The organism is Asaia sp. HumB, from assembly GCF_030263835.1.
Taxonomy (GTDB): domain Bacteria; phylum Pseudomonadota; class Alphaproteobacteria; order Acetobacterales; family Acetobacteraceae; genus Asaia; species Asaia bogorensis.
The window spans coordinates 301,478-324,285 of the sequence record NZ_JARPML010000002.1; the positions used below are offsets into that span (position 1 = coordinate 301,478).

19 protein-coding genes are annotated in these 22,808 nt (G+C 59.6%); 10 read left to right on the top strand and 9 right to left on the bottom strand.

Features of this window, described 5'->3' with window-relative positions:
• Positions 1–30: 30 nt before the first annotated feature.
• The 4 genes from P5689_RS02695 (at position 31) to glpK (ending at position 5,177) form a co-directional block, all read left to right on the top strand.
• Entirely contained in the window at positions 31–798 is a 768-nt protein-coding gene (locus tag P5689_RS02695; RefSeq protein WP_285533803.1) for a DeoR/GlpR family DNA-binding transcription regulator, read from the top strand.
• Between the two features lie 117 nt (positions 799–915).
• Positions 916–2,571, top strand: coding sequence for a glycerol-3-phosphate dehydrogenase (glpD, locus tag P5689_RS02700; protein ID WP_285532004.1), 1,656 nt, complete (start codon positions 916–918; stop codon positions 2,569–2,571).
• 47 nt (positions 2,572–2,618) lie between these two features.
• Entirely contained in the window at positions 2,619–3,524 is a 906-nt protein-coding gene (locus P5689_RS02705; protein WP_285532005.1) for an MIP/aquaporin family protein, read from the top strand.
• A gap of 117 nt (positions 3,525–3,641) precedes the next feature.
• Positions 3,642–5,177 (top strand): glycerol kinase GlpK, encoded by a 1,536-nt coding sequence (gene glpK, locus P5689_RS02710; RefSeq protein WP_285532006.1) that lies wholly within the window; start codon positions 3,642–3,644, stop codon positions 5,175–5,177.
• 98 nt (positions 5,178–5,275) lie between these two features.
• Here the strand turns inward: glpK and P5689_RS02715 are convergent, their stop codons facing one another.
• Positions 5,276–5,791, bottom strand: a complete 516-nt coding sequence (locus P5689_RS02715; RefSeq protein WP_285532007.1) for a DUF2938 family protein — start codon at positions 5,789–5,791, stop codon at positions 5,276–5,278.
• Between the two features lie 519 nt (positions 5,792–6,310).
• Between P5689_RS02715 and P5689_RS02720 the strand changes: the two genes are divergently transcribed.
• Genes P5689_RS02720 through P5689_RS02730 form a run of 3 tightly spaced genes read left to right on the top strand, consistent with a single transcriptional unit; the run spans position 6,311 to position 9,383 of the window.
• Positions 6,311–7,645 (top strand): SMP-30/gluconolactonase/LRE family protein, encoded by a 1,335-nt coding sequence (locus tag P5689_RS02720; RefSeq protein ID WP_285532008.1) that lies wholly within the window; start codon positions 6,311–6,313, stop codon positions 7,643–7,645.
• Positions 7,642–8,871 (top strand): L-dopachrome tautomerase-related protein, encoded by a 1,230-nt coding sequence (locus P5689_RS02725; protein ID WP_285532010.1) that lies wholly within the window; start codon positions 7,642–7,644, stop codon positions 8,869–8,871. The genes P5689_RS02720 and P5689_RS02725 overlap by 4 nt, the downstream gene beginning before the upstream one ends.
• Positions 8,868–9,383, top strand: a complete 516-nt coding sequence (locus P5689_RS02730; RefSeq protein ID WP_285532011.1) for a DUF1440 domain-containing protein — start codon at positions 8,868–8,870, stop codon at positions 9,381–9,383. The genes P5689_RS02725 and P5689_RS02730 overlap by 4 nt, the downstream gene beginning before the upstream one ends.
• Positions 9,384–9,435: 52 nt before the next feature.
• Here P5689_RS02730 and P5689_RS02735 read toward each other — a convergent pair whose 3' ends face one another.
• A complete protein-coding gene (locus tag P5689_RS02735; protein ID WP_023978481.1) occupies positions 9,436–9,855 on the bottom strand; it encodes a GNAT family N-acetyltransferase in 420 nt (139 codons plus the stop codon).
• A 76-nt stretch (positions 9,856–9,931) separates the two neighbouring features.
• Positions 9,932–11,041 (bottom strand): hypothetical protein, encoded by a 1,110-nt coding sequence (locus P5689_RS02740; protein WP_285532012.1) that lies wholly within the window; start codon positions 11,039–11,041, stop codon positions 9,932–9,934.
• Between the two features lie 155 nt (positions 11,042–11,196).
• On the opposite strand from P5689_RS02740, the gene P5689_RS02745 reads away from it, so the two are divergent.
• On the top strand, positions 11,197–12,819 hold the full coding sequence (locus P5689_RS02745) for an ABC-F family ATP-binding cassette domain-containing protein (RefSeq protein WP_122050194.1): 1,623 nt from the start codon (positions 11,197–11,199) through the stop codon (positions 12,817–12,819).
• 231 nt (positions 12,820–13,050) lie between these two features.
• Here the strand turns inward: P5689_RS02745 and P5689_RS02750 are convergent, their stop codons facing one another.
• Together P5689_RS02750 and P5689_RS02755 are read right to left on the bottom strand one after the other, a co-directional pair.
• Positions 13,051–13,566 carry a 2'-5' RNA ligase family protein gene (locus P5689_RS02750; RefSeq protein ID WP_285532013.1) on the bottom strand — a complete coding sequence of 172 codons (516 nt, stop codon included), beginning with the start codon at positions 13,564–13,566 and terminating at the stop codon, positions 13,051–13,053.
• Between the two features lie 123 nt (positions 13,567–13,689).
• A complete protein-coding gene (locus P5689_RS02755; RefSeq protein ID WP_285532014.1) occupies positions 13,690–14,385 on the bottom strand; it encodes a TetR/AcrR family transcriptional regulator in 696 nt (231 codons plus the stop codon).
• 75 nt (positions 14,386–14,460) lie between these two features.
• Here P5689_RS02755 and P5689_RS02760 point away from each other — a divergent pair, with 75 nt between their 5' ends.
• Positions 14,461–15,930, top strand: a complete 1,470-nt coding sequence (locus P5689_RS02760; protein WP_285532015.1) for a cytochrome P450 — start codon at positions 14,461–14,463, stop codon at positions 15,928–15,930.
• A gap of 9 nt (positions 15,931–15,939) precedes the next feature.
• Here the strand turns inward: P5689_RS02760 and P5689_RS02765 are convergent, their stop codons facing one another.
• From P5689_RS02765 to P5689_RS02780, 4 genes are all read right to left on the bottom strand, one after another.
• Complete coding sequence (locus P5689_RS02765) at positions 15,940–16,767, bottom strand: FkbM family methyltransferase (protein WP_285532016.1); 828 nt, start codon at positions 16,765–16,767, stop codon at positions 15,940–15,942.
• A gap of 642 nt (positions 16,768–17,409) precedes the next feature.
• Positions 17,410–18,777 carry an AarF/ABC1/UbiB kinase family protein gene (locus P5689_RS02770; RefSeq protein WP_062164894.1) on the bottom strand — a complete coding sequence of 456 codons (1,368 nt, stop codon included), beginning with the start codon at positions 18,775–18,777 and terminating at the stop codon, positions 17,410–17,412.
• 3 nt (positions 18,778–18,780) lie between these two features.
• A complete protein-coding gene (locus tag P5689_RS02775; protein WP_285532017.1) occupies positions 18,781–20,592 on the bottom strand; it encodes a M3 family oligoendopeptidase in 1,812 nt (603 codons plus the stop codon).
• A 120-nt stretch (positions 20,593–20,712) separates the two neighbouring features.
• Positions 20,713–22,161 carry an AMP nucleosidase gene (locus P5689_RS02780; RefSeq protein WP_285532018.1) on the bottom strand — a complete coding sequence of 483 codons (1,449 nt, stop codon included), beginning with the start codon at positions 22,159–22,161 and terminating at the stop codon, positions 20,713–20,715.
• 109 nt (positions 22,162–22,270) lie between these two features.
• On the opposite strand from P5689_RS02780, the gene P5689_RS02785 reads away from it, so the two are divergent.
• The gene (locus P5689_RS02785; RefSeq protein WP_285532019.1) at positions 22,271–22,774 is read left to right on the top strand and encodes a DUF6525 family protein; all 504 of its coding nucleotides are present in this window, start codon (positions 22,271–22,273) and stop codon (positions 22,772–22,774) included.
• Positions 22,775–22,808: the final 34 nt, after the last annotated feature.

The following is a 22,808-nucleotide window of genomic DNA, read 5'->3' on the forward strand; positions in this document are numbered from 1 at the left end:
AGAACGCGTCATGGCAGACAGGGGTTCATGATGCAGGATATCCTCAATTCGCCCCGTCACAGGCAGATCGTGACGCTGGTCCAGGCCCATGGCTTCATGTCCAATGAGAATCTGGCGCAGCGTCTTGGGGTCACGGTCCAGACCATCCGGCGCGATCTCAATGCCCTGTCCGAGGCGGGACATGTGGCGCGCTATCATGGCGGGGCAAGCCCTGCCTCCTCCACCGAGAACATCGCCTATGGCGAGCGCCAGAGCCTTCACTCCCGTGCCAAGGAGGCGATCGGGCAATGTGCGTCACGGCTCATCCCCGATGGCAGTTCGCTCTTCATCAATATCGGCACCACGACAGAGGCGTTTGCCCGGGCCCTGACCAGCCATAAAGACCTGCACGTCATCACCAATAATCTGCATGTTGCAGTTGCCCTGTCGCCCCAGCGCGATTTTCGCACCGTGCTGGCAGGTGGACTGGTGCGCCCCCAGGATGGCGGTATTGTTGGCGCAGGCGCGACGGAATCCCTGTCGGGCTTCCGGGCCGATTTCGGTGTTATCGGCATCAGCGGCATTGAGGAAGATGGCACGCTACTTGATTTCGATCTCGATGAGATACAATGCGCCCGCGCCATCATGCGCCATGCGAGACGTGTGATTCTGCTGGCTGACCACACCAAGTTCACACGCAACCCAGTGGGGCGGGTGGGCGATCTCTCCAGCATTGATGACTTCGTGACGGATCGTATGCCCTCTTCCCCATTCGTTGCCGCGCTTGAAGCGGCGAATGTTAGACTTCACATAGCATGACCCACATTTTGCACACAAATAACACAAACGCGTTATAGTTAACGTTTAATGTTCGCTTTCTTTCGTTTTTGATCTAGTAAGACTTTCGAGTTTGTTCCCCTCGAAAGGTCTCACCCCATGAGCGGCCCCCCCCCCAACCACCCGAATGAGGGTTCCGACCCGATCGAGCACGACCTGCTGATCGTGGGCGGTGGCATCAATGGCGCAGGGATTGCGCGCGATGCCGCAGGGCGCGGCCTGAACGTGCTGCTGGTCGAGAAGGATGATCTGGCAAGCCATACATCTTCAGCCAGCACAAAGCTGATACACGGCGGGCTGCGCTATCTCGAATATTACGAATTTCGGCTGGTGCGCGAGGCGCTCAACGAACGTGAAAACCTGCTTCGCATTGCGCCACACATCATCTGGCCCATGCGTTTCATCCTGCCTCATTCAGCCATGCTGCGGCCGGCATGGCTGCTGCGCACAGGGCTCTTCCTTTACGACAATCTCTGCCGCGTCATGACCCTGCCCAAAACCCGCGTGCTCAAGCTCCAGCAGGACCCGGCAGGGCGTGTGTTGCGCAACGAATTCCGCAAGGGGTTCGAATATTCCGATGGCTGGGTGCAGGACAGCCGGCTCGTCGTGCTCAATGCCATGGATGCCGCCCGACGCGGCGCAACAATCTGCACCCGCACAAAGCTGGTCGGGGCCGAGCGTCACCCGGATCGCTGGATCGCCACCCTTCGTGACGAGACGAGCGGTCAGACAAGGCAGGTCAGCGCCCGAGCCCTTATCAATGCCGCAGGCCCCTGGGTGGCTGAACTGCTCAAGGACAGATTGTCAGTACCGAGCAGGAATGATGTGCGGCTCATCAAGGGCAGCCACGTTGTCGTGCCCCGCATGTTCGAGACCGAGCAGGCCTATATCCTGCAAAACCCGGACCGGCGCATCGTCTTTGCCATCCCGTATGAGAAGGATTTTACCCTTATCGGCACGACCGACATTCCCTGGGAACAGGACGCCGGTGCCGTAGCCATTTCACAGGAGGAAATCACCTATCTCTGCGAGAGCGTGAACCGCTATTTCAAACGCGCCATCACGCCGGATGACGTTGTGTGGAGCTATGCTGGCGTACGTCCGCTCTATGACGACCATTCGGGCAGCGCCTCAGCCGTGACGCGCGACTATGTGCTCGATGTCGATCACAGCGCAGCCCCCGTGCTGTCCGTTTTCGGCGGCAAGATCACCACCTACCGCAAGCTCGCCGAGCACGCTCTTGAAAAGCTCGCGCCCCATCTGCCCGGACTGCCGGTTACGTCATGGACGGCCGATACCGCCCTGCCCGGCGGCAATTTCAAGCGGGCAGATTTCAATAACCGCGTCCGTCTGCTCATGAAGCATGTGCCGGGAATGACGCAGGATACCGCAACGCGGCTCGTGCGCAATTACGGCACCCTGGTCGAAACACTGATGACAGAAGGCGCAGAAGCGCACACCACCCAGCCCGGCACGGGCACACAAGCAAATGCCCTTCCCGCCGGGCATACACCCGATGCCAGCGCCCTTCCCTCGCTGGGGGCCTGCCTTGGAGCCGATCTGTATGAGGCCGAGGCCAATTATCTGATCGACCATGAATGGGCGCGCAACGCAGAGGATATTCTCTGGCGTCGCTCGAAGCTCGGCCTTCGTTTTTCCCCTCGCGAGACACGCGCTCTCGAGGATTACATCGCCCGGCGATCGCGCCGGAATTCCCCGCCTGTCGAGACCGGCCCCGCCCACGAAATGGCCTGATCTCCCTCCCGCCTCTCCCTCCCACTCTGGCTGACGGAAATTTTCTCATGTCAGAAAGAAAACGCTATCTCGGCGAACTGATTTCCGAATTCATCGCCGTGCTGATCATCATCATCTTCGGCGACAGCGTCGCGGCGATGATCGTGCTTTATGATCCCAATCCGTATCAGAACGCCTATTGGGGCGTGGCCATCGTGTGGGGGCTTGGCGTCACTATCGCCATCTATGCCACCGGGGCTGTAAGCGGCACCCATGCCAACCCCGCCGTAACCCTCGCTCTCGCCCTGTATCGTGGCTTTTCATGGAAAAAGGTCCTGCCTTACTGCACCGCGCAGGTGCTGGGCGGTATTGCCGGGGCTGCGGTCGTCTATCTCAATTTCCATCCGGTCATCGATCACTACAACATGACCCATCACTTCACCCGTGCAGGTGATGGCGGGGCCGCAGGGGTGTTCTTTACCCATCCCGGCCTTGCCGTGACGGCCATGCATTCCTTTGTGGTGCAGATCGTCCTGACCGCCGTGCTGGTATTTGGCATCTTCGCCATCACTTGCCAGTATAACACCCAGGCCCCACAGGCGAATTCGGGTGCCCTCATCATCGGTCTGCTCGTTGCAGCCATCGGTGCCTCCTCCGGCTTCCTCGATGCCTGGGCCATCAACCCCGCACGTGATTTCGGCCCACGTACCTTTGCCTTCTTTGCCGGCTGGGGAGCTTCCGCTTTTCCGGCACCCCAGCATTACTGGTGGGTTCCCATCGCAGGCCCGCTGGTTGGTGGCGTGGTGGGTGCTGGCATCTATCAGTTCACGCTCCGCCCGTTCATGCCGAACTACAACCCAGGCGCGACGACAGGCGCAGCCCAGACATTGCCCGACCCCGTTGCCACCACCCCCGTCATTACCCCGGCATCCGTGTTTGCCTCGCGGGTCAACGAGGCCACGACGCTCCATTAGATCCAGCCTTGTGAGGCACCGGCCGACCGGAACAATCCGATCGGCCACCCCTACCCGATTTCATAAGACAGCCTGCACCGGCACCGACATGCCACGCGTATTTCAAGGACCATCACCATGACCCGCAAGACCCATATCCTCGCCATCGATCAGGGCACGACCTCCACACGCAGCATCGTGTTTGACAGCAAGGCGCGCTCTCTTGCTCTGTCACGGCGTGAATTCACCCAGCATTATCCCAGCCCCGGCTGGGTCGAACATGATGTCGAGGATATCTGGCGCGATGCGCTCGACACGGCACGCGAGGCCATCGAGCAATCCGGAGGTATCGACAGGATTGCCGGGCTAGGCATTACCAGCCAGCGCGAGACCGTCGTGCTTTGGGAGCGCAGCACAGGCAAGCCGGTGCATCGCGCCATCGTCTGGCAGGACCGGCGCACAGCCGCCTTCTGCGCCGAGCTCAAACGCGATGGTGCGGAGGAAATGGTGCGCGCCAAGACCGGCCTGCTCCTCGACCCCTATTTCTCTGCCAGCAAGATCACCTGGCTGCTCGACAATATTCCCGGCTTGCGGGCGCGGGCCGAGGCCGGCGAACTCGCTATGGGCACAATTGACTGCTTCCTCCTGTGGCGCCTGACCGGTGGCAAAGTGCATGCCACCGATGTCACCAATGCCAGCCGCACGGCTCTGTTCAACATCCACACACAGGAATGGGACCAAGAGCTTCTGGCCCTGTTCAACGTCCCTCAGGCCCTGCTGCCCGCTCTTTGCGACAATAGCGGTGAGCTGGGCATGACCGATCCGGCCCTGTTCGGCCAGTCCATTCCCATCGGCGGCATGGCGGGCGATCAGCACGCAGCGCTTGTGGGTCAGGCCTGCTTCAAACCCGGCATGGCCAAGGCAACCTATGGAACAGGCTGTTTCATGCTGCTCAACACGGGTGACAAGCCCGTCACCTCGCATCATCGGCTTCTGACCACAATCGGCTATCGTATCGGTGGCAAGACCACCTATGCGCTAGAAGGCTCCATCTTTGTGGCCGGGGCTGCCATCAAATGGTTGCGTGACGGGTTGCACCTCATCACCCATGCCTCCCAGACCGATGACATGGCAACGCGTGTGCCAGATAGCCACGGGGTATACATGGTGCCCGGTTTTGTCGGGCTGGGTGCCCCCCATTGGGATCCGGAAGCACGCGGTCTGATCTGTGGCCTCACGCTGGGCTCGACCGAGGCGCATATCGCCCGTGCAGCGCTTGAATCGGTCGCTTATCAGACTTTCGATCTGGCACACGCCATGCGTGAGGACGGCGCCATGCAGGCCCAAACATTGCGTATCGATGGCGGTATGTCAGCCAATGACTGGTTCTCGCAGTTTCTGGCGAACATCCTCGATACCGACGTGCAGCGCCCGGTGGATCTGGAGACAACGGCTCTTGGCGCTGCCTTTCTGGCAGGCCTGGCCACAGGTGTCTGGCAGTCTCTGGAAGAAATCGGCACCATCTGGGAGCAGGAGCGGCTTTTCACGCCCGATATCGACGGCGCCCTGCGCCTGACATTGCTGCGCGGCTGGGGAGATGCGGTGCGTCGCACCGTGACCCCTCCCCATGAGACGACGAGCGTCACATCCGCGCGCCGCGATCAGGCAGCCTGAACCGGCCAGCAGGCGTATGATCCGAACCGGGATGCGGGGGAAACCCCCGCATCCCGGCCTTATTCAGCCCCTCACTCGTGGCCGGGGGAACGTGTCCCTCAAAAGCAGGACGCAAACCCTATCGCTGCCGCATATTGCCCGATGGCAAAGACTGCATGGGCCAGCAGCACGAGACCGTAAAGCTTCACCGGGTTGGGCGTCTTGAGACCGAGAAAACCGCCTCCCATACCCGGTACCATAAGTGTCAGGCCCGCAATGGTGGACAGGACCACGCCGATAAGGATGATCGGCAGCCATGTGGGTGCTGCGATGAACGCCACACCCCAGAAAACCGGCAGCATGGCGGCATAGGCACAGCCCACCACGTAATGAAACAGCCAGCCAAGCCCGTGTTCACCGGGTGTGTAGACCCCGCTTGCCGTCGGTTCGAACACGAAGCGCCCCTGCTTCATGCCCTGTAGCCAGTGGCCGACCGCGCCCCAATTGGTCTGGGGGAGACCCAGAGCCTTGTCGAGCACGAGCGCGTAGAGATCGAGGATCAGGGTCGAGACGACGCCGACGATAATCGTGAATACAATGATGGCCCCCAGAGGGTGCGCGAGAAAACTGTCCATTCCGGTCATCCTGCAATGAGCGAGCCCGGCTGAGCATGAGGTGCTGACACCGGACCGTAAGCCCGCCCTCCATGACAGATCCGCCATCTGTCAGCCAGTTCGTAACACGTGCGCATCATCGGACACGCGCAATAGTGATCAGGAGCAAATTACGAGCCCTTTCATCGGTGCGGCAGAATGACTGCGCCAAATGGCGCCGAGCGGAAGTGCTGTATCAGTCAGAACAGAGCGCCCCCATGATGATGTCTGACCTCACAAGAAGAAAGGCCGGATCTTCAGGCACAGCACTGGTCTCGTATCGATCACGAATAGTAATCGGGCAATTCTTCATTGCGACTGGCCACAGCCTGATCACTAATTTAGCGTGATTTATAACACAAGCATCACATTTCCACCTGATACCCTTGTTGATCCGCCCGGAACCTGACCCCGCCCCCGGCCTTCAATGACTGATCCCGTCCCGTTGCCGTCGCTTTGCGCGGCGACCATGGAACCGAGCCTGCGAAAGGAACACGCCTCATGCTACCTGCCACACCCCCCGCCCCAGAAGTCGCTACCCGTGAAAAGAAGCTTTCCGGCGCCGACGATCCAGGCCCGGCAGGTTCGGCTCCTTCCCCAACACGGCGTGGGCTGATACGGATCGGTAGCGCCGCGCTGGGCGCAGCGCTTGTGGCCCCCCTGATGCGGCGGAAAGCCTCGGCCCATGACGTTCCAGCTGATACGGCGCTGTCTCCGCCGAGTGTTGTCAGCACACCGCCGCGCCTCTGGGGCCCCGAAGCTCCCGTCGCCTTTACCCCCGACCCCGATATCATTTCCTACGATCCGTCCTTCTCGGCGGTGATCCTCGATAACGCGCCGCTTGTTCAGGCGTGGAAAGGCAAGGTGCTCTGGCTGGAAGGGCCTGCATGGTCAAACGAGGGCAGGTTTCTTATCACCAGCGATGTCATGGGAAGCACACAGTACCGGTACCTGCCAGAAGAACGCTGCATGACGGTGTTCCGCAAGGAGAGCTACCACTCCAACGGCAATACGTTCGATCGCGAAGGACGGCTTATCACCTGCGAGCACGGGTTGCGCCGGGTGATCCGCTGGGAGCATGACGGGCGCTGCACAGTGCTCGCGGAGAGCTTCAACGGCAAACGCCTCAACTCACCCAATGATATCGTGGTCGATCATGAGGGCGGGATCTGGTTCACCGACCCGCCTTATGGCGACAGATTATGGGAAGGGCACCCGGATGCTCCCGACGGGACCACGCCGGCAAAAGGCAATCTTACCTGGAATCTGGATCTGGAAGCGACAGAGCAGATAGGGGGTGAGCATGCACAGGCAACCCATGTCTTTCATCTCGACCCCGACACGCGTCACCTTACTTCGCTTCTCGATGGCGACGCCCTCGCGGGGCCGAACGGGCTATGCTTCTCTCCCGATCAGAAGACGCTCTATATCGTCTCCAGCGAAAAAGGCGCCCTCAGCCCCAAAGGTGGCGGGTTTCGCAACATCTACGCATTTGACGTGCAGAAACCGGGGGGCACTCAACCCGGCACGAATGGCGTCCCGGCCCTCACGAACCAGCGCGTCTTTGCCGATATGACCCTTGGTGGTCACAAGCTCATGCCGGATGGTATCAAGGCAGACCGGCTGGGTAATCTCTGGGTCGCGGCCAATGGCCCGCTCGGGTTGTGCGGTGTGTTTGTCTATAACCCGGCAGGCAGGATGATCGGCCGCCTGCGCCTGCCGCGCAGTGTTTCCAACCTGTGCTTTGGCGGGACCCAGCGCGACCGTTTGTTCATGTGCGCTGAAAACACGATCTTCACACTCGATGTCGCCACACAGGGAGCCGGCCTGTCATGAAAACGCCTTATCGATTCCTGATCGGGGGGAGCGCAGTCACTCTGCTTGCCCTCTCTGCCGCACCTCGCGCACTGGCTGCACCAGCACCCGATACAACCAAGCCGGATGCGGCCACACAGCGCATCGCTCCGAAAGACGGCACGACGGCGCTGGAGGTCGTCAAGCGCTTCCCGAAGGATTTCAACATGATCGGGGTTGGGGTCTCGCATTCCGGCATCGTCTATGCCTCTGCCCCGGCAACCATGAAGCGCTACAGTGCGAGTGTCGTGCGGATCGACCCTGCGACCGGCGCCCTCCAGCCATTTCCCGATGCGGGCTGGAACCGCTTTGACCCGCATCCGGTGGACAAGGAAGTATGGGTTTCTGTACCGGCCCTGTGGGTGGATGACCGCAATCATCTGTGGGTGCTGGATTCATCGCTCCCTTCGGTGGACCAGAAAACCCTGCCGCCCAAACTGGCGGAATTCGACGCCGAAACCGGGCAACTCTACCAGATCTATCATTTCGGCCCCGACATCACTCCGGCTGACTCACTCAACGATGTGCGCGTGGATACGCGCACACGCACTGCCTATATCACCAATGAATGGGGGCGTGGCGGGCTGGTGGTGATGGATCTCGATACCGGGGCCTATCGTCTGGTTCTGGCCAATACGCGCTCGGGGATCGCCGATCCCAAACAGCATCTTCACATCTATGGGGAGCTTGCGCGCAAGAAAGATAAGACGCTCCCCGTCACACAGGATGATGGCATCGCGCTCTCACCCGACCGCAAGTGGCTCTATTATCGCCCGCTCACCGACCATCATTACTGGCGCATCGCGACCTCGGATCTGCGCAATGCTAAGCTCACCGATGCGGAGCTGGACAAACGGGTAGAGTATCTTGGCCAATCGGTCATGAGCGGCGGTATCGAGATGGATTCCTGCCAGCGACTATGGGTGGGGGATATCGAGAACCACGGCCTTTATGCCCTGAGTTTCCCCAAAGGAGCGACGACACCCAAAATCGACTTCAGCTATCGCAACCCGGCGGTTCTGGACTGGGCCGATGGCTTCGCAATTGCGAAAGACTGGCTCTATATTTCCGACTCACGTCTTGATGAACTGGCCTTCAGCAATTCCCGTCCTGTTTCTGGCGCCACAACAATCTATCGTATGAAGCGTCCTGCCTGCGAGACAGGTGGGGAAGCTTCACCTCAACAGATCGATGGACATTCAAATTGACCGGGAACAAGACCGAAAAGGCCTCCCTTAACAAGGCTCTGTGGGCAGGATTTATTGGTGGCAACCTGTCCAGCTTCGTCAAATGGGGAACCGAAGTTCCCCTGCCGCCCCGCACGCCGGACCGCCCCAGCCCACCCGCCGAGATGCTACGTGATTTCGGCATCGACGTTCGTGGCCTTGTCTATCACTACTCGGACCATCTGGTGCAGGGCGGTGTCCTGCTCGTGCATCACCTCTTTTCCATCGTTTTCGCGCTGCTCTATTGCGTCATCTGGCGCTATGAGCCACGCATTGCGCTCTGGCAGGGTGTTGCCTTCGGGCTGGTCGTCACGGTGGTGTTCCATGGCATGGTGCTGCCTTTGGGGCACTGGGCACCCGCCCTGTGGAATCTCCCGCGAGCGGAAATCCTGTCCGAGACAATCGGCCATATGCTGTGGGCATGGGTCATTGAGCTGATCAGACGTGAGTTCATGACCCCAGCCTCAGAGGCAAGGAAAACCCTTAGAGCCTGAAACACGGAAAGAGCTGCGAAGCGGGGCCATCATATCGGCCCCGCAGCGACAGTCAGAGGACGAGCGCCATGCGTTGATGCTCGATCGGCCCCTTGAAAAACAGATCCCCCATCGGCTGCATGGCAAATTTCTCGTAAAAGCCGCGTGCCGTGCTGCGGGCATCGAGTTCAAGGCGCGTGACGCCCAGCACCCGACAGGTGTCGATCGCCTCGCGCATCAGTTGCGTCCCGATCCCCTTCCCCTGACAGCGCCCCGTCACGGCGAATTTGCGCAGCTGGTACAGTCCCGGCCCGATGGGGCAAAGTGAGAGACAGCCCACCAGCGTCTCGCCGACAAACGCCCCGAGATGCGTGGCCTCGGGATCCTGTGGCACGCGACACTCATCTTCAGTCAGGGCTGGCCAAAGCACCTCGCGGCGCAAAGGCAGACAATCTTCGGTTGAAATTCGCGCAATGCGCAGAGCGTCCTGCATTTCCCTACTCCCTGATGAAGCCTCTTCACGCATCATTCCCGGCCGGTGCAATGCGCGTCCACGCCTTGAGCATAACTCAGATTGCCGTTTGAGGCCCTGCGCCAGCAATTTGTGCCCCCTCAGCCGGGCCGACATCTGAACAGGCTTTCTCAGGCACCTGTCCCAGATCCTTCGCGCCACAACTCAGGCAAAAGCGGTTGAATGCCATGTTGCGCGTGTCGCAGCGCAGGCAATGCTGATAGAGCGTCAAACCGCAATGGACGCAGTAATTCGTGTCCATGCCCTCGACCTGCAGGATAGGCCGATCGCAATCGGGGCAGATCTTCTTCTCGATACGGGCATAGGCCTGTTCGCGATCAACGCGCTGACGGCGCTCCTTTTCCGACTCTGCTTCAGCAATACGGCGCCTCGCCAGATAAGCCTGCATGTTCCTGATCAGCACGACGCAGATAACAACCGTCAGGACTGCGCCCACGCCGTAGCGCACATACCCGCCATAGCTCGGCAGATAGGGGACGAGCTCGACAAAGAACGAATAAAGCGAGGCCAGAACGAAGCCGCGATAGAGTGGCCAGTAAGCGCTTTGCCGCTTGCGCATGACCAGCCAGATGGCGAGCACCAGAAGCGGCAAGGTAAATGCAAGACGCATGAGAAACACGCGCATCTGCGCCATGAAGACAGCGCGGGCATAGACAGGCCGGTAAGCCTGCGCGATCGTATCGCGTTCCTGCTCGATCGCCGTTTTCTGCTGGCTGAGCTCATGCACACGCTGATCGATCGCCTCGATCTTCTGCGTTGCCTGATGCTCGCGCTGCTGCAATTGCTCGAGCGCCTCGGTACGACGGGTCAGTTCAGTGTCCTGCCACGGGTCGGTCGTCGCCTTGCGAGTCTCAAGCCAGGCCTGGAAGGCCTCCTTCGCGCTGCTGGTTGCACTATGTGCCGCCTCCAGCGCGATCTCACCGCTTTCGCGCTGCGCGCGCAGCGCATTCTCCTCGGTGCTGATCGAACGCGCATGCTGCGTCAGTGTGTCAGGATAGACGGGTTTATAGGCGACATCCCCTGCGCGGCGCGGCAGATCATCGATAACCAGACCGCCAAGCCCGATCAGAAACACCGCAAACGCAGCTGAAACGGCCCACATGGCCAGCCCATAAAGCCGCTCAGGGAGGCGATTGCCTTTTTTCATTCTTGTTTCCCATGATGGTGCCAGGTTGCAGGGGCACGTTACAGCAAGGGAAGCGCGATCTGACGCCTGCGTCAAATATCCGCAGCGTGATCGTAATTGCACATTACGGGTCGAGCCCGTATCAACGCCACCTTCCCCCGTGACCCAGAGGTTCCATGATCCGTCTCGATTCGATCAGCAAGCAGAACGGCCAGCGCGTCATTTTCATCGAGACGAGCGCTGCCCTCCAGAAGGGCGAGAAAATCGGTCTGGTCGGGCCTAATGGCGCCGGCAAGACCACGCTGTTCAGGCTGATCACAAAGCAGGAATCTCCCGATGAAGGTCAGGTGTTCCAGGACCGCGGCATCACCATCGGGTTTTTCAGCCAGGACGTGGGCGAAATGGATGGCCGCTCGGTCGTGGCCGAGGTGATGGACGGCGCAGGCGAAGTCGCAAAGATTGCTTCGGAGCTGGCAGAGCTCGAGGCCGCCATGTGCGATCCCGACAGAATGGATGAGATGGACGCCATTCTCGAACGCTTTGGCGATGTGCAGGCGCGCTTCGAGGAACTCGGCGGTTACGGGCTGGACAGCCGCGCCCGCGAGGTGCTGCACGGCCTCGGTTTCTCGCAGGAAATGATGTCCGGCGATGTGGGGCTTCTGTCGGGTGGGTGGAAAATGCGCGTCGCGCTGGCCCGCATCCTGCTCATGCAGCCTGACGTGATGCTGCTTGATGAGCCGAGCAACCATCTTGATCTGGAAAGCCTGATCTGGCTCGAACAGTTCCTGAAAAACTACGAGGGTGCGCTTCTCATGACGTCGCATGACCGCGCCTTCATGAACCGTGTTGTCAACAAGATCCTCGAAATCGACGGTGGGACGCTGACCTCCTACACGGGTGATTACGAATTTTACGAGCAGCAGCGTGCGCTGAATGAAAAGCAGCAGCAGGCGCAGTTCGACCGTCAGCAGGCGATGCTGGCGAAGGAAATCGCCTTCATCGAACGATTCAAGGCACGCGCCTCCCATGCCGCCCAGGTGCAGAGCCGGGTCAAGAAGCTCGACAAGATCGATCGTGTGGAGCCGCCGCGCCGCCGCCAGACCCTGTCTTTCGACTTTGCCCCTGCGCCGCGCTCTGGCGATGCTGTTGCCACGCTCAAGCAGGTTGGTAAGGCCTATGGCTCACGCGTGATCTATCAGGATCTCGACCTGCTGATCCGCCGTCAGGAGCGCTGCTGTATTCTCGGCGTGAACGGTGCTGGCAAATCCACTCTGCTCAAACTGATTGCAGGAGCCAGCGAGCCTGACTCAGGCAGTGTGAGCATTGGGGCCAGTGTGAAAATGGGCTATTTTGCCCAGCATGCCATGGATCTGCTCGATGGCAGCCGCACCATTTTCGAAACACTGGAGCACGCTTTCCCGCTTGCTGCTCAAGGCTCGCTGCGGGCTCTGGCAGGCGGATTCGGCTTTTCAGGGGATGATGTCGAGAAATATGTCAGCGTCCTTTCGGGCGGCGAAAAAGCCCGTCTCGTCATGGCGCTGATGCTCTTCGATCCGCCGAACTTCCTTGTGTTGGACGAGCCCACCAACCATCTGGATATCGACACCAAGGAAATGCTGATCCGCGCGCTGTCCAATTACGAGGGCACCATGCTGTTCGTCTCGCATGACCGGCATTTTCTGGGAGCACTTTCCAATCGCGTGCTCGAAGTCACGCCGGAAGGGCTGCACCGCTATGACGGTGGCTATCATGAATATGTCGCAGCAACAGGTCAGGAAGCTCCGGGCCTTCACGTCTGATCCGTTTCCGTCTGCCGGGTGCGACATCAAGCACCCAGCAGATGGCGTGATCCTGTTTTCCCGATAGCCCAACGCCTCGGGAGGGATCATCCGGTTTTTATGCAAGGCCCGCACCAGACCCGGCGCCACATCCAGCCCGAGGCGATAATGGCCTGTCGCCCTTCGGAATTGCTCCCTCACGAGGCGGCGGCTGCGCCCCGATAGGGTCGCAGCGTCTTTTCTGTCCCCCGCTCAGGCGGTGATGAACGCGAACCGCTTGAGCAACGTCCAGGGGCCGCCTTCATAGCGCCAGAGACGAAGAGCCACCGCGTGGCACCTAACCGGATGGGGGGCCGTCTGTAGGTCTGCAAGAAGCGCACGGGCCTCTTCCGGGGACACCTTGTTCTGGACTGTCAGATGGGGCCGCCATGACGCGGCATCCTGACGGGTCAGGCTCTCTTTCCCGACTATCGAGACGAGATCCTCACGCAGCCGGGCGAGCTCCGGCGATTTCATTGCATAGGCCACACCGCGCCCCAAAAGATAGGGTGCACCGATCGTAATCTCGGGCGCATCACCCAACGTCGCCAGATTCGCGCCGATGCGGCCGCGACACGATGATGGCAGGGCGTGAAAAAGGGTCACATGAGCAGGGACGATATTGCGGGCTGCTGGGAAATGCGTGCTGCGCATATTCTGCGCCCAATTCTGCGTAGCCGGGTCGAATTCCAGCGTCAGGATAAGCGATGCGTCATTCCCCTGATCCATGTGGCCTGCTCTCCTTACATGCGTGACGGTTTCAACCCGTCAAGACGCGAAGAGCGTGGCGGGGTTGCCCCCCAAGACAGGCCACATGCTGGCAGACCGCCCGCCAGCCCTCCTCGAGGCAGTCTAATCCTGGCCTCCATCACTGTTTCGCCCGTTGAAAGCGATCATATCCGGGTGCCTTGTCATGATCAGGCGCGCAAGCCAGGTGCGATAGGGAAAGACGAGCGCCATGATCTGGCTGAAACCCCATGAGAGATGGCTGTCATCTGGATCGCTAATGCCTGTCTGGTGGATGACATAGCCAAGCCAGTAGCTTGATACGATGAAGATATTGGCGACGAGCGGCGGTATGGCGTCATCCTCAATCGATAATGCCCGAAGCCGCCTGAGTTCCAGGACAAGACCTGTGACCCGTGCCGACAGATCGCGATTCAGGCTCATGGCGGCGTCCTGAATCTCCGGCGCAAGGCGGAATACCGCGTTACCGTCGCGCATCAGCGCCCGATAATGCCAGCTAAGCACACACCATTCGCGCAACAGGCTGATGGCCTGCTCGATGGCGGCAATGAGTTCGGCGCGATTGAATTGCCGATGGATGAATGGCCCGGAGGAGAAGATCTCCCGCGCATCCGTCTCAAACAGGGCAAACAGAGCCTGCACGATTTGGGCCTTCGTCTTGAAGTAATAATAGAGGTTTCCCTCATTGATGCCGCAGCGCTCGGCAAGCTCACGCGTGGTAAGGCGATCAAACCCGACTTCATTGGCAACGACGCGCGCCTCCTCAAGGATTCGTGATCGTGTGGAAGGACCCCGCGCCATATCTACGCTCGCTTTCTAAGGTGATCACCTTATACGGTTTAAGGTGTTAGCCTTAGATAACGGAGTCCATCCGCAATGTCATCCCTGCTCAACTCCGTCCGATCCCTGCCGAGCCAGATCAAGGCGCTGCACGCCACGATGAAAAACCCGGTAGAGGCCCTGCCCGAGGCGGTCTATCACGAGCGCCTCGTCGAGCGTCGCCTGATGCGACAGCATATCGTCTATGTCTGTGCGCCAGACCTGATACGAGAAGCGCTCGTGACCCGCAGCCATGCACTCGACAAGGGCGAAGGGCTACGCCGTGCCATCGGGCCCGGGCTCGGGCAGGGCTTGCTGACGGCCGAGGGCAGCCATTGGCGCTGGCAGCGTCAGGCTCTTGCCCCGGTTTTCAGAGCCAATGCCACAGCTGCCTTCCTGCCCGCCATGACGCGGGCCACTCTTACCTGTGTGCACGATCTGGCCAGACAGGGCGGCGAGGTTGCTATCGAGCAAATCATGATGCGGCTTACGGGTCGCATCATCATTGAAACGATGCTGTCTGACCCCGAAGCCGTCGATGCCGATGCTATGGCTGACGGACTGGCGGTATTCCTTCATCAGACGCGCTGGAGCCTCCTGGGCGACCTGCTTGGCACCCCCGAATGGATGCCCCATCCGGGCAAGGCACGCGGCCTTGCCGCGGCCCGTGCCTTGCGTCGTGAGGCGATGATCCAGATCTCACGCCGCCGCGCGGCGATGACACACGATACGCCGTCCGAATTCTCGACGCAGGAAAGTGGGCCGTCACCCCTGCCCGATGATCTGCTTGCGCGGCTCCTTGCAGCGCGTGACCCCGAGACTGGCCGGATGATGAGCGATGAGGAGATCATCGATAATCTGCTGACATTCCTGACGGCAGGTCATGAGACCACAGCGCTGGCGCTTGCCTGGACATTCGACCGTCTCGGTCGTCACCCCGAAATCGCACGCAGCGTGCAGGCGGAAATCGATGCCGTGCTGGGAACTGATGATGTGAATGGCACTGGGGGCGATGCGCTTGCTATGGAGCAGGTCCAGCAGCTCACCCTCACACGTGCCGTACTGCGTGAATCCATGCGTATGACGCCACCGGCGCCGATGATCGTTCGTGAGGTGAGCGAACCCTTCGAGCTGGATGGGGTGCAGCTCCATCGCGGTACGCGACTGATTGTACCTATCTGCGCTCTGCACCGGCACAGGAGTCTGTGGTCGGCACCTGAGATTTTTAACCCGTCGCGGTTCATGAGTCAGCCCGATGGCAAGGAAAAGCAGATCGATCGCTTTGCCTATCTGCCTTTCGGCGCAGGTCCACGCATCTGCATCGGGGCAAGCTTTGCCGAAACCGAGGCCCTTGTTGTCATGGCGCTCATGCTACGCCATGTCGCCCTTACCCCGATGCTGCGCGAGGCCCCACCCGGCCGGATGGAAATCACCATGCGGCCGGCAAGGCCCCTGCTGATGGCGGTAACGGCACGTAATCAGGGAGCGTCGGTGGCCCAAGGCGTAAAGCCTCAGGACCAACCGTAAGCGCTCGGGTTATGAAGTCTGTTCGTGAGCGAAAGGATGGAAGGTCAAATCCACGACCTCGATCATGCCTTGCACATTGAGATTGAGCTCTTTGGGCGCACACAGCATATTGCACGACACTGTGTTATCGTAGATATTTTCCGGGTCATTACGGTAATTGTTTTTATTATAAAGCGTCGTTACATGCCAATATAGAATATAATCCTGCGCCCAAAGATGCTTTATCAACTCTGCTGAGCGATCTGGCCGGTCATTTTCAACGAAAATGACCGGTCGGCACCGGGCTATGGTTTCCGAGGCGCCCTGCAATGCCTCAAGCTCGAAACCCTCGACATCGATCTTGAAGAGCAACGGGTGCTTGTCCGTCAGCATATCATCGGCCCGTACACACGGAACCTTCACCTGCTCGGCCTTGTTGTCGTGGCTCATGGAAACACGACCGAAATTGCCAAGCTGCCGGTAATCGGGGCGTTCAAACCCGAGCACACCGCGCTCCGCACCACAGGCAAAAGGCCAGGCGACAACATTATCGAGCGCGTTCAGAGCCAGATTGGCGCAGAGATTCTGGAACAGGAAAGGCTGAGGCTCGAAAACAACGACATCAGCCCCGACCCTTGCGGCAACCTGGGCGAGAGCCACCGTCATGCTGCCGTTATTACCGCCGATCTCGACGATGGTACCCGGCCCCCTGATGAACTGCCGCAGAAGCTCCATCTCGCCTTCGCCATATTCGCCGTAACGAATTAAGGCCTGCCCGATGAAGAAATCGCATTTATTGGCCAGCATCGGCCCATAGCGACCCTGGGTCAGTTCATAAGGCAGTAGGGGCTGAACCATTTTACGACACTCTTATTTTGCTTTGCCCAAAGCAATGGGCACGTGCTCGTCAATATCCCCGTTAAATAACCGACCTACCGCGTCGCGACTACTCCGATTTGGATTATGGAAACGTTAATACCTTCACATAAGCGAGATGTTCCATGAATTTACATTGCATAGATGTCAAATGAATGCATGTATATATCAAAATTCATGGAATAAGAGACCAAGACCATCTGAGATACGGATGGTATTTTTCAAAATTCATTATAGTCCACGTGAGATGATCATACTATGCCTCCCCTAGACGGCGCATCAATGATCCCCACTGAGGCAATACGATATAAGAGCAATGAATAATCTATATTGCGTTATTCATTATTTAGCCTCGCGAAAGGTGTATTTGCCTGTAAATGCAGGAACGCTGTTCGCCGAGACACCAGTCACCACGAAGGCTTCACCGCATCCCACGTAGTGCCGCCGCATGTGGCAGCAGAGGGGTAGGAACAACGTCACAGACCCCTCACCACTATGCCCTGCGATAAAGAGGCTTCGCCCTTCCTTCCCTCAGCGAGAAGGCGGAACACAACAATGCGCGAAAGACACCGTTCCTACATCCGGCTGGTACGTAGTCTTGATCGGAAGCCAGCCGGGGAGGACTTATAGACCGTTGAGCGGCGGCGGCACGCGAGCGGCGGCGAGTGCCACCTGCTGACGCTCCGCGAGAGCGACCTCGTCGAAATCCGCAATCAGTTCCTGGAAAAGCTTGTGCCAGTTCAACTTGGCGCGCAGGCGAAGGAAAACGCTCCCCAGACCGATGGCAGAGCGATCGACCAGCACGAACTCACGTGACGGACGCACGCCGCCCGTGCGCTTGAGCCCCTCATAAACGCGTTCAGCAATATCACGCCCGAAATTGGGGTCGTCATTTTCCTGAATGAAACGTTCGCGGTCATCCATCAGCGGGCCATAGATGAAACGCGCCCATTCGTTCAGCACCGAAGCTGTCTCACGCGACAGCCCCTTGAAGCCCCAAGCCTCATAGGCTGCAAAGGCCATGTCCTCATCATTGTCACGCAGCGCATTGAAGAGGTCGATGATACCCTTGATGAAATGCGGTGGGAAAATCCGTATCGCACCAAAATCGAGCAGGTTGAGCCCCCAATCGGGGCGAATGGTGAAATTGCCCATATGCGGGTCGCCATGAATAATGCCGTAGCGATAGACCGGTGTGTACCACGCCTTGAACAGTGCGGTCGCAATGGCATTACGCTCTTCCTGGGTCGGGTTCGTATCCAGGATCTTCTGGATACCCCTGCCCGAGACCCACTCCATCGTCAGCAGGCGACGGGTGGAAAGCGCCTCGACAGGCAGTGGTACCGTGACCTCAGGAATATGCTGCAGCATGTCGCGATAGAGCCGCATATGCGAGGCTTCGCGCTCGTAATCGAGTTCCTCACGCAGGCGCTCTTCCAGCTCGCGCACGACTTCATCCTGTTTGATGGCTGGCAGGAATTGCTGCACAAGCCCGACCACCACCCTGAACTGACGCAGATCGGATTCCACGGCAGCGTTCATATCGGGGTACTGCAACTTGCAGGCGACATCCTGCCCTTCTGCCGTTACCGCACGATGCACCTGCCCCAGACTGGCCGCCGCCATGGCCTGATGGGAGAATGAGCGAAACTGCCGCTCCCAGTTCACACCGAGTTCAGTCACCATACGGCGGCGCACAAAACTCCAGGCCATCGGCGGGGCATTGGCCTGCAGTTCTGCCAGCTGGTTGGCATATTCCTCGGGCAGGGCACCGGGGATGGTGGAGAGTATCTGCGCGCCCTTCATGAGCGGCCCCTTGAGCCCTCCCAGAGCCGCACGCAGGTCATTGGCATGAATGGCCTGATTGGATTTAAAACCAAGCTTGTTGCCAATCACGCGCGTCGCGATACCCCCGACCGTGCCCGAGGCACGCGCCATGCGCTTGATTTCGCCAAACAGGCCAGTCTGATCCAGATCCTTGGGTGTGCTCATCGGTTAAGCGCTCTTGTCCTGTTTTTCCCGAGCCTCAAGCTCGTCAATGAAGCCGGAGATCACATCCAGGCCCTTGCGCCAGAACCCCGGGTCGGTCGCATCCAGACCGAAAGGCGCCAGCAGATCGGCATGGCGCTTTGTGCCCCCGGCTTCCAGCATCGCCACATAACGATCCTGAAACGCGGCTGTTCCACCCTGCTTGTCCTGTTCGCTTTGATAAACGCCATAGAGCGCATTCACCAGGCAATCCCCGAACGCATAGGCGTAAACATAAAACGGTGAGTGCACGAAATGCGGGACGTAAGACCAGTAGGTGTCATAATCGGGAGTGAACTCGAAAATCGGACCAAGACTGCGCGTCTGCACCTCGCGCCAGATTTCGCCCAGACGCTCTGGAGACAGCTCGCCGTTACGGCGCTCATCATGCACCTTCACCTCAAACTGGTAGAAGGCAATCTGGCGCACAACCGTATTGAGCATGTCCTCGACCTTGCCGGCCAGCATGCGGCGCCTGCGCGCGGGGTCGTCTTCCGCGTCCAGCAGAGCACGAAATGTCAGCATCTCGCCGAACACCGAGGCTGTCTCGGCAAGGGTGAGCGGGGTCGAGGATTGCAGATAACCCTGCTTTGCCGCGAGAAGCTGATGCGCGCCATGTCCCAGTTCATGCGCCAGCGTCATGACATCGCGCGTGCGACCGTGATAGTTGAGCAGCACGTAAGGATGGGTGTCCGGTGTGACCGGATGGGCGAAGGCGCCGGATGACTTGCCCGGCACTGGCGGCACGTCGATCCAGTCATTCTCCATGAAGCGCCCCACGAGCGCACCAAGGCGCGGGTCGAAACGCTCATAGGCATCGCGCACGATGGTCTTGGCATCTTCCCACGGGATCAGCCTGTCTTCGTCATCGGGGAGCGGGGCGTTGCGGTCCCAATGCTGAAGCTTGTCGAGGCCAAGCCATCCTGCCTTGAGACTGTAATAGCGATGTGCCAGCCGGGCATAATCGGCGTCGACTGCCGAGACGAGCGCATCGACCACTCCATCCTCAACCATGTTTGCCCGGTTGCGGCTCGATGAGGGGCGCGGGAAGCCCCTGAGGCCATCCTCGATGGACTTGTCCTTGGCGAGAGTATTGGTGATCAGCACGAGAAGGCGCTGATTAGCCCCCAGAGCGCGGCTCACCTCACCGGCTGCGATACGACGTTTCTCCCGATCGGGGCTCGATAACTGGTTGAGCGCGTCACCCAGAGGGCGCTCCTCGCCATCGAGCGTGACCGTCAGGGAGGCCATGGTCTCGTCAAAAAGCCGGTTCCACGAAGCCCTGCCCGTCACCGACTTCTCAACCAGTACCTGTTCCACCTCATCAGAAAGCTGATAGGGCCGCCATACACGCAGATCACGCAGGAAGGGCGCCCAGCGGGCAAGCTCGGCATCCTCCAGCAGCTTTTCCAGATGGGCATCATCCAGTCGGTTGAGCTCAAGCGTGAAGAACAGCAGATGCGATGAGATTGCCGTCAGACGCTCTGTCATGCCCTGTGAGAAGCGCCCTGTGGCCGGGTCGGTCGTTCGCGCCGCAAAGCCAAGTTGCGCGAAGGCACCCAAGCGGCCCATGCGCTGGTCGATCCGCTCATACGCTATGATGGCAGAGGCCAGATCGCTGGCACTCGCTTCAGCCAGCCTGCCTTTCCAGCGTTCGGCGAAAGCCTTTGCCTGTTCATCGCACCAGGCGAGATCGTGCTCGATGGAAGGGTCATCGAGGCCGGCATACAGATCCGAGAGATCCCAGCGGGGCAAGGTAGGGCTGTCGGCTTGGGCCATGTCGTCGGGTCCTTGTTATCTTTGTCTGTCCCATCCCATCTGGTGACGACCAGATGGGACAGAAAGAGGGGTATCGCCCCTGCCGTGGAAGAGTGCGTGTCGCGTCGGGGAAATGATGCCCTAGCGGAAAGCCGGCTCGTCAAAGCCGCGCAGCTTGCGCGAATGAAGACTATCCACCCCCCGCTCACGCAGCAGGCGCATGGTCTCGATCCCCACCATGAGGTGCTGGCTGACCCGCTCGCGATAGAACGCATTCGCCATTCCGCGCAGCTTCAGCTCGCCATGCAATGGCTTGTCAGACACACAAAGCAGCGTGCCATAGGGAACGCGAAACCGGAATCCGTTGGCCGCAATGGTGGCGGATTCCATATCCACGGCGATGGATCGGCTCATATTGATCTGGGTGAAGAGCGCCCGCAAACGGAGCTCCCAGTTGCGGTTATCGGTCGTCATGACCGTGCCTGTGCGCAGCCTGGTCTTGATCTCGCGCTCGTCCAGCCCGGTCACGCGCTCCATCGCCTCCTGCAGCGCCACCTGCACCTCTGCAATCGGGGGGACGGGCACCCATGTCGGCAGGTCGTCGTCAAGCACATGGTCGTCGCGCACATAGCCATGCGCCAGCACGTAATCGCCCAGCAGCTGGGTGCGACGCAGCCCGGCGCAGTGGCCTACCATAAGCCAGCAGTGAGGGCGCAGAACAGCCAGATGATCGGTGATCGTCTTGGCGTTGGAAGGGCCAACACCGATATTGATGAGCGTGATGCCATCACCATCCGGGCGGCAGAGATGATAGGCGGGCATCTGCGGCAAAGAGGCTGAAGGCTGCCCCGACATACCGGTCTTGCTGTAGATCGCATCGCCCGGCTCGACGAAGGCGCTGTATTCGCCGCCGGCGTCGACCTGTGCACGGGCATAATCGCGAAAGCCGTCAACATAACGCTGATAGTTGGTCAGCAGAATGAAGCGCTGGAAATGACGGGGCGCCGTGCCGGTATAGTGATGCAGCCGCGCAAGCGAATAATCTGTCCGCTCTGCGGTGAAAAGTGCGAGAGCCCTCGGCGCGTCGGGGTCCGGTATGATTTCGCAATTGGCAATGCGGTCATCTGTCGCATGCAGATCCGGCAAGGCGTAATTATCCTGCAGGATCTTCAGATCACTCTCGGTGAGGCCAGTCACAGCCTCTTCCATGACGTAGGGCAGCGGCATGGGGCGACGCGAGAGCCCGACATGCACAGGCTGACGATAACATTCGAGCAAATTCTCGATCTGGGCACGCCAGTAGCTGCGAAACAGCGCAGGCCGCGTCAGGGTGGTGCCATAGAAACCGGGCTCAAGCAGAACGCCAAAACGCGGCTTCACATCATGGGGGATCGATCCGCGCGCGAGAGAAAAAGCGAGATAGGGATAACAGGATTCCGCTGGCTCACGCGCCTCGAAGGCCTTGCGCAGCCGGGATGCACCCTCGTCATAAAGCGCCTCGATCCGGTCAAGCGCTGCCTCGGCATCATGGAACGGCATGAAGCCTGAACCGACCTGGTCGAACATGCCATCCTGATCCGATACGCTCATCCTGCATCCTTCCCGTTTTTCAGCCCGCTTTTGAGAGGGTTGCGATCAGGCTAGCCCGAACTGCAGAACGACGATAGACGCAGATATCGGTACGTTATAACATAACGATATGAGCAATCACGATTCCGCCTCGCCTGCCGCTATCCGTTCTGCGAACGTGCAAAGCCGACTCACCCCCGGGGCTGCCGGAAAAAGAGCGTCCATACGCAAGGCATCCGCAGATAATGACGGCACCTGCCGCAAAACGATCTGGCGCAGGCTGGAAGGCGATTCATGGGAGGCGTTCGATGCCCTGCCCCGCGCCATTCGCCTTCGACTGACCGAGCATGTTTATGATGCCTGGTCGGTCAACGCTCTGGCACTGTGGCGCCACTACAAGAAAGTGCATGGCGCGACTGAAAGGGCTGAACGGGCCATGATCCGCTACCTCGATTACTGTGAGAGACTTGAGCAGCAAGCCTTTATCGAACGCCACGGTGCCCTGGCCCATCAGGCAGCAGGTGCCACACCGTTACGCTATGAAGCCTCGCGCCAGAAGATAGGGTCTCGAGCTCGAAACGCCCTCAGAACAGAGATACGCCACCATAATACTATGACGGTTGCGTTTAATTAACGCGCATCACACCATTGTCACGCACCCACTCATA

What these genes read in the sequence shown, in the direction of transcription:
- P5689_RS02695 (WP_285533803.1), top strand. Translation starts at nt 31, where the DNA reads ATGCAGGATATCCTCAATTCGCCCCGTCACAGGCAGATCGTGACGCTG.
- glpD (WP_285532004.1), top strand. Translation starts at nt 916, where the DNA reads ATGAGCGGCCCCCCCCCCAACCACCCGAATGAGGGTTCCGACCCGATC.
- P5689_RS02705 (WP_285532005.1), top strand. Translation starts at nt 2,619, where the DNA reads ATGTCAGAAAGAAAACGCTATCTCGGCGAACTGATTTCCGAATTCATC.
- glpK (WP_285532006.1), top strand. Translation starts at nt 3,642, where the DNA reads ATGACCCGCAAGACCCATATCCTCGCCATCGATCAGGGCACGACCTCC.
- P5689_RS02715 (WP_285532007.1), bottom strand. Translation starts at nt 5,791, where the DNA reads ATGGACAGTTTTCTCGCGCACCCTCTGGGGGCCATCATTGTATTCACG.
- P5689_RS02720 (WP_285532008.1), top strand. Translation starts at nt 6,311, where the DNA reads ATGCTACCTGCCACACCCCCCGCCCCAGAAGTCGCTACCCGTGAAAAG.
- P5689_RS02725 (WP_285532010.1), top strand. Translation starts at nt 7,642, where the DNA reads ATGAAAACGCCTTATCGATTCCTGATCGGGGGGAGCGCAGTCACTCTG.
- P5689_RS02735 (WP_023978481.1), bottom strand. Translation starts at nt 9,855, where the DNA reads ATGCAGGACGCTCTGCGCATTGCGCGAATTTCAACCGAAGATTGTCTG.
- P5689_RS02740 (WP_285532012.1), bottom strand. Translation starts at nt 11,041, where the DNA reads ATGAAAAAAGGCAATCGCCTCCCTGAGCGGCTTTATGGGCTGGCCATG.
- P5689_RS02745 (WP_122050194.1), top strand. Translation starts at nt 11,197, where the DNA reads ATGATCCGTCTCGATTCGATCAGCAAGCAGAACGGCCAGCGCGTCATT.
- P5689_RS02750 (WP_285532013.1), bottom strand. Translation starts at nt 13,566, where the DNA reads ATGGATCAGGGGAATGACGCATCGCTTATCCTGACGCTGGAATTCGAC.
- P5689_RS02755 (WP_285532014.1), bottom strand. Translation starts at nt 14,385, where the DNA reads ATGGCGCGGGGTCCTTCCACACGATCACGAATCCTTGAGGAGGCGCGC.
- P5689_RS02760 (WP_285532015.1), top strand. Translation starts at nt 14,461, where the DNA reads ATGTCATCCCTGCTCAACTCCGTCCGATCCCTGCCGAGCCAGATCAAG.
- P5689_RS02765 (WP_285532016.1), bottom strand. Translation starts at nt 16,767, where the DNA reads ATGGTTCAGCCCCTACTGCCTTATGAACTGACCCAGGGTCGCTATGGG.
- P5689_RS02770 (WP_062164894.1), bottom strand. Translation starts at nt 18,777, where the DNA reads ATGAGCACACCCAAGGATCTGGATCAGACTGGCCTGTTTGGCGAAATC.
- P5689_RS02775 (WP_285532017.1), bottom strand. Translation starts at nt 20,592, where the DNA reads ATGGCCCAAGCCGACAGCCCTACCTTGCCCCGCTGGGATCTCTCGGAT.
- P5689_RS02780 (WP_285532018.1), bottom strand. Translation starts at nt 22,161, where the DNA reads ATGAGCGTATCGGATCAGGATGGCATGTTCGACCAGGTCGGTTCAGGC.
- P5689_RS02785 (WP_285532019.1), top strand. Translation starts at nt 22,271, where the DNA reads ATGAGCAATCACGATTCCGCCTCGCCTGCCGCTATCCGTTCTGCGAAC.